Annotated in this window: 6 protein-coding genes and 1 tRNA gene; 2 read left to right on the forward strand and 5 right to left on the reverse strand. The window is 35.6% G+C overall.

The features are described 5' to 3' along the window. Positions 1-41 precede the first annotated feature (41 nt). From KCTC52924_RS12895 to KCTC52924_RS12910, 4 genes are all read right to left on the reverse strand, one after another. Complete coding sequence (locus KCTC52924_RS12895) at positions 42-2,108, reverse strand: hypothetical protein (RefSeq protein ID WP_251808532.1); 2,067 nt, start codon at positions 2,106-2,108, stop codon at positions 42-44. Between the two features lie 13 nt (positions 2,109-2,121). Next, positions 2,122-2,985, reverse strand: a complete 864-nt coding sequence (locus KCTC52924_RS12900; RefSeq protein WP_251808533.1) for a hypothetical protein — start codon at positions 2,983-2,985, stop codon at positions 2,122-2,124. A 3-nt stretch (positions 2,986-2,988) separates the two neighbouring features. Further along, positions 2,989-4,320, reverse strand: coding sequence for an OmpA family protein (locus KCTC52924_RS12905; protein WP_251808534.1), 1,332 nt, complete (start codon positions 4,318-4,320; stop codon positions 2,989-2,991). Between the two features lie 147 nt (positions 4,321-4,467). After that, positions 4,468-8,418 (reverse strand): hybrid sensor histidine kinase/response regulator transcription factor, encoded by a 3,951-nt coding sequence (locus tag KCTC52924_RS12910; protein WP_251808535.1) that lies wholly within the window; start codon positions 8,416-8,418, stop codon positions 4,468-4,470. 339 nt (positions 8,419-8,757) lie between these two features. Here KCTC52924_RS12910 and KCTC52924_RS12915 point away from each other — a divergent pair. Beyond that, positions 8,758-8,834 (forward strand) — tRNA-Arg (locus KCTC52924_RS12915). Between the two features lie 330 nt (positions 8,835-9,164). Here the strand turns inward: KCTC52924_RS12915 and KCTC52924_RS12920 are convergent. Further along, positions 9,165-10,019 carry a recombinase family protein gene (locus KCTC52924_RS12920; protein WP_251806483.1) on the reverse strand — a complete coding sequence of 285 codons (855 nt, stop codon included), beginning with the start codon at positions 10,017-10,019 and terminating at the stop codon, positions 9,165-9,167. Positions 10,020-10,327: 308 nt separating this feature from the next. Between KCTC52924_RS12920 and KCTC52924_RS12925 the strand changes: the two genes are divergently transcribed. Next, positions 10,328-10,723: a hypothetical protein gene (locus KCTC52924_RS12925; protein WP_251806484.1), complete on the forward strand. Its 396-nt coding sequence runs from the start codon at positions 10,328-10,330 to the stop codon at positions 10,721-10,723. Positions 10,724-10,760 lie beyond the last annotated feature (37 nt).

The raw sequence follows: 10,760 nt of genomic DNA on the forward strand, positions 1-10,760 counted from the left end.
TATATCACAGTGTAGCAGCCCATTTCAAATCCTTTCTTTATCTATTTAAATGAAGGCATTGAGAAAATTTGTGCCGACGGCATTGTTATCTGCTGTTCTTCGTAATAATAATGTATACTGGATGGTCCTTCCACCATGGATTCCAATCTTTTTTTTCCGTCAAATGTTATTGTAACACGCCCATCAACATTAAAAACTGTCTTTTCCGTTCCAATACCGCCACTAATTTTTTTAGCCCTAGGTTCGTTTTCCAATTTGGCAATGGTGATATCTCCAGCGAAAGCGGCAATTTTGTGCATTACAGAACCTTTGTTCATCTCTAAGGCCATAAAATCCATATCTATAGGAGCAAATTGTGCCACCGCGCCAAACATTTGAATCAATTTGGTTTTCATCCAACCTTTGCCTGGAGCGTTTATATATATGTAACCTTCTTCGTCTGAATATAAGGTCTTGTTTTCGACGGGGTGGGTCATTTTAAGACCGTAGTTGTCCGCATCAAAAAACATATTGATCGTCCCGTCCGGTGCGTTCATGACAATCCGCATATCCGAACTCCCAGTGGATACATGGATCATTTGGTACCCATAATTTTCCTCGCTAAAATGAAAAAAGGCCTCCAATTTTACCGAGCTGTTTTTTTTCAGGTCTTTTTTTAGTTTAACCCCTTTAAAGGTGACTAGGGTGGTTTTTTCATTTTCGCCTACTTTTACTTCTATGTTATCATAGGGGTCGGTATCGGGAACAAAGGAAATATGATCCAGTACCGCATTGCCATCTACTTTTAATGAAAGGCTCATGCCTTTGTCTTCCATTTCTTGTACGGTGTATCCCAAAAATTCCAAAGTAAAACTAGCCTCTTCCGGTTGGTCATCTTCTAGGATGCCTTCAAATGGATACACTACGCCTTCTTGTAATTCTTTCTTTGTTTTTTCATCTATAAAACTTATGGGTTCTATAAGATGCATGGCATTGCCTTTGTTGGCCATTTTTAAATAGGTATAAACTTCAACGGAATTACCCCTTTTTTCTTCGCTTGCGAAAGTTTTTAAATTTTCTTTAAGTTCGTATGGGGTATTTTTAAAAGCTAAAGGTGCTGTTTCTCCATATTGTAACATTCTGTCATACATGTACGAAAATGCTTTTGACGCATCCTCTGGAAAAACACTATTATGCCAATAAAAAAGCTGTCCGTTTTGTAAAATACTGTTGAAAGTGGTCTCTACATCTCCTCGTTGACCCAATTGACAGGCACTGAAAATAAAAAGCTTGTTATTTATTTCTGGATACGTATAAGCAAAGAATTCTGGCAAAAAATAAAGTTCATCATAAGCCAATGCCACACCTTTAACATTTTTACTTTTAAGCAAATTAAGCAATGCTTGAAGATTGTTTTTAGTGAATTTTATTCCTGAAGAAATATGAGAGCGGCAATTGCTTGTTGTTTCTATTACGTCTTCCCACCACCATTTACATATTTGGGAACCATGAGAACTTAAATATACCATGTCATAATCATTAAATGATAAGTAATCATCTATGGTTATAGTTTGGGAATCTTCAGTTTTATTTGATTTGTAATTAACATTGCCTTTATAATTTCTATGATTTTTAAGTTTTGAATAAGGAACTTTTGCATCATCATCATTTTTAAAATACCAAAGATAAGGGGCTAACACAAATGCTTTTTTGTTTTGCCTATTTTCGCCTCGTTGTGCGCCTACCACATTGGCGGAGTTTTCGTCGGCATTGGTAATGTTCAGAGCCATGATCGGCGTTGTTGCCATACTTGCAGTACCTCCTTTTGTTTGGGGTGAAAATTCCTTGAGCTTAAGCAACATTATAGGGCCATTTTTTAGCCTAAAGCTCAACAATTCGTCGCCTACACCAATTTCTTGCAGTTCTGGGATTTGCCTAAGTTCCTTTACCATTTGCACTACCGGTTTTAGTTGGATGGTATCTAGAATGGCAAAGCCTTTTAGGATTACAGAATCCGGCATTTTGGAGAAATCTTCCAAAACTTCATTAGTTGCGCTGGCCTTATCTTTTTTGCTTTCATTGCATGAAAACAAAACCAACAATAAAGAAAATAGGTGTAGGAGGCGCATAGTTTCTGGATTTTCAGTTATAGTTAACCATATTGGGTTCTAATGAGGATACTCTATGACCTTTTATGGATACTACTTTTTTGGTTAAAGGAATATTCATTTTTTTCTGTTCAGGGGTAAAATCATAGATTAATACACCTGTGAAATCATAACCTGGAGTTGCCCTAATTAAATTGGAATATGAAATTTTAATTAGACCCGATTTGCCTTCACTATCCTTAAAATGGCCTTCAAATTTATTGCGATTATTTTCTATTACTTTTCCTGTGATGTCTCCATTCGTAAATTTGTTGTTTACCTGAAAGCGGTATTTTCCTAGGACATTGGCAATATTTTTTTCATGAATCTTTAATTTGCCCATTACATCTGTTTCCCAAGTGCCGGTCCATTGTTTAATCGGTGCAGGCTTATCCTTGTTAGCATACTCTTTTAGGACTTGATCTCTTTGGGTAATTTCTTTTTTTGCTACTTGTTCTTCGAGTAGGTTTCCATATTTTGAAACTGGCCTTGTACCGTTCCAATTATCAGCTTGCCAATCTTTACCTTCAGGCTTATATTCGCCTTCAAATGATTTTTTATCGGCATGCATAATGAAGGTGAATTCCCCCATGTTTCCCATTCCCGTTCTGTCGAAACTATTTACAGTCCTTGTATAGGTGCCAGTTAAATTGCCGTTCTGATACTTGCCAACTAGTTTCCCACTTGGAAAGGTGCCAGTATAACTAGTTCCCGACTTTGTAATGTTTAAAGCCCATGAATTGTTTCCTAGAAACGTTGTATTCCATTTTCCGGTCCAATCATTGCTTTGTGCTTGTATGGAAAATGACATTAGGAATAGAATCCCCACTGCGGTTAATGATGTTGTAGATTTTTTCATATTTTAAAGTTTTATAAATTCTACCCTTCTATTATTTGCCCTGCCTTTCTCGGTGGAATTATCATCTACAGCATCTGTTTCACCTTTGCCCATAAATTGTAATCGGCTTTCACCTATCCCAAATTCTTCAATAAGAATTTGCTTTACAGCTGCAGCTCTACTTTCAGATAATGTTTGGTTGTAGCCTTCTTCGCCTTTATTATCGGTATGACCAATTATTTGTAAGTTGATATGATCATTATCGCGCAGCATATTGGCGATGTCCAATAGTATTCCATAGGATTCCTTTTTAACGGTGGATGCAGCGGTATCAAAATAGATCCCTGTAGTGCTGAATTTTCCATTTTTAAGTAGGAGGGAACGCAAATCTTCGGTAGACGCTGCGATTTTGAAATTGGTGATACCTACAAAATGCCCTTTATCAGGCAATACATCCATCGCTTCTATGATAAAATACTTGCCAATATTGGCCTGAATTAAATTTGGGGAATCCACCATTTTTTCTTCGTTTACCCACATTCTTAGCCTTTTTTTGTTAACAGCAATAGAAATATGAACGCTATTATTGAGGTACTCGGGCATTTCCCTATCAATTCGATTGCCAATTTTCACTTCAACTTCTCCACCAAAATTTTCTACAGTCCGTACATCAAAACTATTGGTAGAGAGTAAAATTTCTACATCTGCCAATGTGCCGCCGCTCCCCATGGCATATGACTTTTTAGATAAGAATGCAAAGAATATCTTACTAGTTGGTTTTCCTGACCCGTATCCGTTATTGACCAAATCAAATTCTATGGTATAATTTTCGGGGAGTGTGTTCTTCATGGTAGGCATATATCCAGAACGTCTAACAATGGAAAGCCATTTGCTTTCGGAACTAGAAGTTGTTACTACTTCCCCAGAGCCTCCAGTTTCCCAATTGGCAGGGAAATCGCCTAAGGCATCCGCTGCAAAGTCGTCATAAAACAACAACTTGTTTCCTGGTATAAAGGTGAAATTGCTATACACGCCAAAATCACTTTGTTCGTGTTCTTCATTTGGAATGTCATTGTTTTTATTTATTTCATCACTCTGATGGTTTCCTTGTCTCGAAGATTTATTTTTTTTGTTTTTCTTCTTCTTATTGCCCTTATTACCATCTAAGATGGTATCCATGGCTTTTTCGGTTTCTCTATTTACCTTCTCTTCTGTTTTTCTAATTACAGCTTCCTGTGCAGCATCTTCTACACGTTGTCCCAACTTTTTAAGGAATTGGGCATGGCATATTCCAGTGCCAAAACAAAAAAGGAATAGAAAAATGGCTAACCGTGTACCTAGCATTATTGTTTTCATTTCATACTCTTTTTAGAAGATTAATATTTGATCGATTATTTGTTGAATCAAATTTCTAGTATGTGTATGAGAAACAGTTGGTTGTATGTAACAGAAGATGGTACTGATGTAACTTTTTTTGGTGTTACAACGCTATGAATTTAGTATTTAGGACATCGGCGTTTTTCCGAATGTTTTTTTATAGCATTTTATAAAATATGAAGGTGTATTAAATCCGGTCGTGTAGGCCACCTCCGCAACAGTTATTCCTGGTTTTTTAAGAAGTTTTTGCGCTTGTTTTAACCTTTCTAGGCGAATGAATGCTGTAGTGTTGTATCCTGTTAGGGCAATTAGTTTTCTATGTAGCTGCATTCGGCTCATTCCTAGAAGTTGGCTAAATTTTTCCGCGGAAAAATCTGAATCCTGTAAGTAATTATTTAAGATGTCTTCAACTTTTAATAGAAATTTTTCGTCGGTGGAGGTAAAGGCAATGTCCTTTGGCTTAAAAATATTTTCCTTATTGTAATGGGCCCTGAGTTTTTTTCTAGTGGTTAAGATGTTTTCTATTCTTATCTGAAAGGTCTTTGGATTAAATGGTTTTATCATGTATTCTTCCACACCACTTTTCAAGCCTGCAATTTCGTTTTCCGGACCTGTTTTTCCGGTGAGCATAATAATTGGGATATGGGATGTTTTTTCATCGTTCTTTAGCTGATTACATAATTCTATTCCATTTAATTTTGGCATCATAAGATCTGTGATAATTAGATCCGGAATCTTTTTTAGTGCCATATTAATGCCTTCCTCGCCATCTTTTGACGTTATGATCTTGTATTTATCCTCCAAAAGCGAAATCATAAAATTTAAAAGAGATATATTGTCTTCAACCAGCAATAGCAACGGTAGGACCTGATTCGTTTTTTTAGTTGTTGCTCGATGTCCATTTATTTTAGTGACTATCCCTTCATTAATTTCATGGTCATCTATCAAATGTATGGGGATTTCTATAGTAAAGGATATTTTCTTTTGGTCAAGGGAGTACGATGCATTGACTGTTCCTTGAAGATGTTCCACCAATTCCTTTACTAAGGAAAGACCGATTCCTGCCCCTTCATTGGTGGGGTTTGATTGATAAAATCTTTCAAAAAATTTATGGGTATCCTTTTCTACAATTTCATCGATATCATTGGCGATACAAATGGTTAATATATTGGTGTCTTTTACTTCGGCTTGGAAGTCAATACACCCAGCTGTTGGGGTATATTTTATGGCATTTCCCAATAGGTTACCAATTATTTTTTCCATAATATCGGTATCAAATAACGTCATTGGAACAGGACCCAGCTTATGAGAGAAGACCAGATTTCTGTTTTTAGCAAGATATTCAAAGGGCTCCAATAGGGACTGTATGAAACCTCCCAAATGAACTTTTTCTGGGTTTACCTTTAGGGAACCCGTATCCAATTTGTTTAATTCTAGCATTTGATTGACTAGATCTAAAAGTCTTTTGGTATTTTTATCTACCAAGTTGAGGTCCTTTTTTAAACTGGCATTTGGATTGTTGCCCAACTGTTTTTTAATAGGTCCATTTATTAAGGTCAATGGGGTTCTGAACTCGTGGGAAATATTGGAATATAGTTTTGCTTTAAAATCGTTTAGTTCCTTAAATCTTTCCGTTTCTTGTCTTTCAAATTTTAATTGCATTTTCATATTCCACCTCCATTTAAAATATCTATAAATTAAATAGAGAGTAATAATTACCAAAAGAAGATACATTAGAATAGCGCTATTGGTCAGGTACCAGGGATTATCAATAATAAAGCTATAGGAGGCCTTCTCCGCGTTCCAAACGCCGTCATAATTGCTAGATTTGACTTTAAAAGTGTAGTTACCTGGAGGTAGATTGGTATATCGTGCACTATTCTCATTGCCGGATTGAATCCAATCGGTATCGTGTCCAACTAGTTGAAATTGATATTGATTTTTAACGGGTAGGGAGAACTGTAGACTTGCAAATGAAAAAGCAACGGTATTTTGTTTATAGTTGAGTTTTAAGTCGGGTATTAGGGGTTTGGTTGTGTTATATATTTCAAACTTAGTAATTACCGTTTTAGGAAGCACTTTACTGATTTCTATGTCCGATGGGTTAAACCAATAATAACCTTCCAATCCCCCAAAATACAAGTTCCCATTTCTTGCCTTATAATAGGCGCCTGTATTGAATTCCGTAGCAAGGCCATCATAATTGGTATAATTGACAATTTTGGGTTTTGAACTGAGATTGTCGGGAACATAAAACTTGGTTATCCCCCTGTTGGAACTTAACCATAAGTTATTTTGTTCATCGGGTAATATGGCATATACCACATCATTGGCCAAGCCATCTTTTGTCGTGTAATTGTAAAACTGGTTATTTACAATATCAAGAGCACATAGACCACTGCCATTGGTGCCGATCCACAGGATGCCTTTATTGTCATAGTGCAAAGATTTTATCTGGTTGCTTGTTAGGGAGTTTTTGTTGCCAGGTTCATGAGCATAAGATCTGATAGTATTGGTTTTCAAATCTATTTTACTAATTCCATTGTCTTGGGTGCCTACCCAGAGAAATTGACCGGCTTCTTGAGCAATTGCCCTAATGTTGTTGGAGGGAAGTCCATTAGTACTATCGCTTTTTATAAATTTTTTTAGAATCCCTTTATGTTTATTTACCTTAAGGAGTCCACCCTCTCTTGTACCTATCCATTTATCTTCATCAGTATCATTTAGCATGCACCAAACGGTCAAATTTTCGAGACTTTTTAGGTTGGGATATTCAATTATTTGTTCCTCCATATCCATGATATGTAGCCCTCCCTCCTGTGTTCCAATCCATAAATCTCCATCATTAGCACTGAGTAAGCTCATGATTCTATTGGACCTAAGTCCTTTTTTATTATCCGTCTGATAGGTGGTCCATTCATTTTTTTTCGGTGAAAACCTCGATAAGCCTTTACCACTAGTACCTATCCATACATTATTTTGTGCATCCAATGTGATAGATCTTACCACATCTATATTGATATTCTCAGGAGTTTGAAAATTAATTACGGAATTGAATTTTTCCAATAGGGCATCGTAATAATTTAGCCCTGCACCATCGGTTCCAAACCAAAGGGTTCCAGTATAGTCTTCATAAATACTGAGAATATCCTTATACTGAATGGCTTTTGGATTGTGTTTTTCAGGCAGGTATTGGTTTAATTGACTTTGTGCTAGGTCAATTTTAAAAAGTCCATCCCCATATGTGCCTATCCACAACTGATTTTTAGAATCGAGTAACATGGTGATGACATAAATTGAATTAAGGCTATTTTCTAGATCTTCAATAAAAATATCCGGTCTTTTGAAATTGGACTCCTTAGACTCTTTGTACCAAACTCCATCACCAAAAGTCCCAATCCATTGATTGTTTTCTTGGTCGAAAAGAATAAAACTATAATTGGAATTGGAATTTTTATTTCCATCGGGATAATAATAAAATATATTTTCTGGCTGTGTGGGGTCTATTTTTATAATATATTTTTCACAACTGAGCCATAGATTACCCAATTGGTCCTGAGTAATGGCATTTATAGTATTAACTTTATCAGGGCCAATGATATGCTTAATTTTTTTGGTTTCGTACGAGAGTCTATAGAGCCCTGTAGAATAACTTCCGAACCAAAGGTTCTTTTGGTGGTCTTCAAAGATTGCGCTAGCATCCACTATATCTAAAAGTGGTTCAAAACTGTTGGTGCTCTTATTTAATTTATGTGGGATTTGTGTTATGGGTAGGATCCATAATTCGTCTTGGCTATCCACAAACACCTTTCCTAATTTACTATAGGTTGGGTTGGTTATATCCTTGAAGTACTGTTGGTGTTTCTCGAAACTTCTTCCATCGTATTTATTCAATCCATCTTGGGTGGCAATCCATAAAAATCCTGCATGGTCTTGAGTAATTGAAATTGCTGAATTTTGGGATAAGCCATCCTTGACAGATAATTGTCGAAATGAAACTTGTTTTTGGGAATGGACGGAAAGGCAGGAAATAAGAAGTACGTAGTATGCAAAAACTCTGAAGTATTTTGTAATCATGAGATGACTGCTTTATTACCGGATATTTTTCACTTTCATTGTTCATTAGCAAAGAAAATGTTAATTTATAAAGAAAAAACCATTAAAATATAAATATGGAAATAAATTATGTAATTGAATAATATGAGTTTGGTGGTGAAAGAGAAGGGCGAAGTCGTGTATCGGTCACTATTTACAGCAAAGGATTCAGTTTATTTTTATGTAGTAAATAGTGGCTAAATACCGGTCAGAATTAATTCATAAAAAATAGACTTTATTTTTTATGAATTAATTTGCTCAGTAATTAATGATAGTTGTATATTTGCAGCCGCTAAAGATGACTAGTTATCAAATGCGAATGGTGGCATAGCTCAGCTGGATAGAGCACCTGCCTTCTAAGCAGGCGGTCGAAGGTTCGAATCCTTCTGCCATCACCAGTAAAATAAAGGCTTCAGAGATTTTTAATCTTTGAAGCTTTTTCATTTGCACTCAATTTGCACTCAAAAACTGTCTTTATATGGCTAATTGTGGTTTGATTTGATGAGGATCAAGCCTAAATTCTGGGTATTTGAATATTTATGGAATTAATTGAGTTAACCTAAACAGGTAGAATTTGGATCAAATACAATTTCTGGAGTTTTAAATACTATGCAAAAAGTAGGGCTATTCAATGCATTAGGAAAAAGCTGTAATTTTTTTCCAAAAAAATACAAGTATTGATCAGCATATGAGAAGGGCCCGGTCTGTATCCTGAAAGAATCGTATTCTTATTTAAACCTTTTGTATTCGTTTTTAAATTCTAAAAAAAGAGGGTGGATTCTTCCAGCGATACTTTTTATTTCTAAGTATTTGAAAATCTCTTTTTCGGATTTAGTAGGAAACTTTCCATCACTTACCATTTCCCTTGCTAAATCTCCAATTGGTGTATCCAATTTACAACGGTCATTAATAAACTTGAAAACCTTTTTGTTGTGAGTTTTACAAAAGGCACCATCAACTGGTTGCTTTTGGTCCCATAGGATACTTCTGCAGATGGCACAATTCCTTCGGCCTCTATATGCTAAATATTTATATAGGGTCCGTTTGGAGCGCACTTCAATTAATTTCATGATATCCTCAACCGATAAATCGTATTTCCGGTAATAATTTTCAGCAAGTATAGCCTTGTTTATTGCTTCATCGCCAAGTCCCGGTTTTCTTCCTAGTCTAATACCCTTCCGTCTTGAACTTTCAAGCCCTGCCCTAGTTCTCTCAATGATAAGATCCCGTTCAAATTGTGCAAAGGCAGCAAATATGGCAAATATAAATTTCCCATGAGGGGACTTTGTATCAATAAAAGGCTCCTGAATACTTTTAAAATTGATGCCCTTATCATTAAAGTCTTCCATTAACTTTATTAGATGGGTAAGACTTCTGGCCACGCGATCCATTTTCCAGACAATTAAAGTATCTCCCTCTCTTAATCTTGGTAGTAATTCATCAAGACCTTTTCTCTCGGCCTTTACTCCTGAAACTATATCTGAGAAAATATTCTTACGGAGAACCTTCGCTTTTAATAGAGCATCAACTTGTAAATCCAATTTTTGTGTTTTGGAACTAACTCTTACATATCCAAAATCCATCTTGGGCATTTAAAGGTTAAAAGTGTAAACTAATTAAAGATACGGGAAAAATAAACTATGTTTATTCTGAGCATCAGAAAAGTACTTGACTTTTATTACTGTAGATCATATGGTCGTTTAAATATACTTTCCTAATTACGTAAAAGGGGAATTAATAGAAACTACTAAAAAGAATAACAAATGGAAGAGGGAACAGAATTTCTCATATGACATCTGAACAGTACTCCAAAACGGACTTTTAGGGGACTAAGATATTCCTCCCTTTGCAATACAGTTGCACTCATTAATCCGTAAATTTGTAAAACTTTATGAAAACACTGGTTTCAATATCAATGTCTATTTTATTCCTTTTTCAAGGAATTAGCCTAGATATGGACTTTTGTGGGCCAATTAAAGAAATTTCAAGCATTATTAACCATTATCAAGACCATAAAGTTTATGGCGACTCTTTCCTTGAATATGTTGTTGAAGATTACATTGACCACGATGCAAAAAATGAAGGGCATCATAATAATCCGGATAGGGAGAATACACCAGTCCATTCCCATAATCAATGTTGTCACCCTTTAGTATTAATTATTGCTAACAACAATTCGGCTTTAACCAATCAATTAAAGTTTGAAGAGAAAAAACAGTTTAACTTACATAAAGTAAACTTCACTTCCAGATATCTGGAATCGCTTTTCCAACCCCCTAAAGTATAATTCAGTTTTTTAAGGATAGCTATATCCTAACGTGATG

This window comes from Arenibacter antarcticus, from assembly GCF_041320605.1.
Classification (GTDB): domain Bacteria; phylum Bacteroidota; class Bacteroidia; order Flavobacteriales; family Flavobacteriaceae; genus Arenibacter; species Arenibacter antarcticus.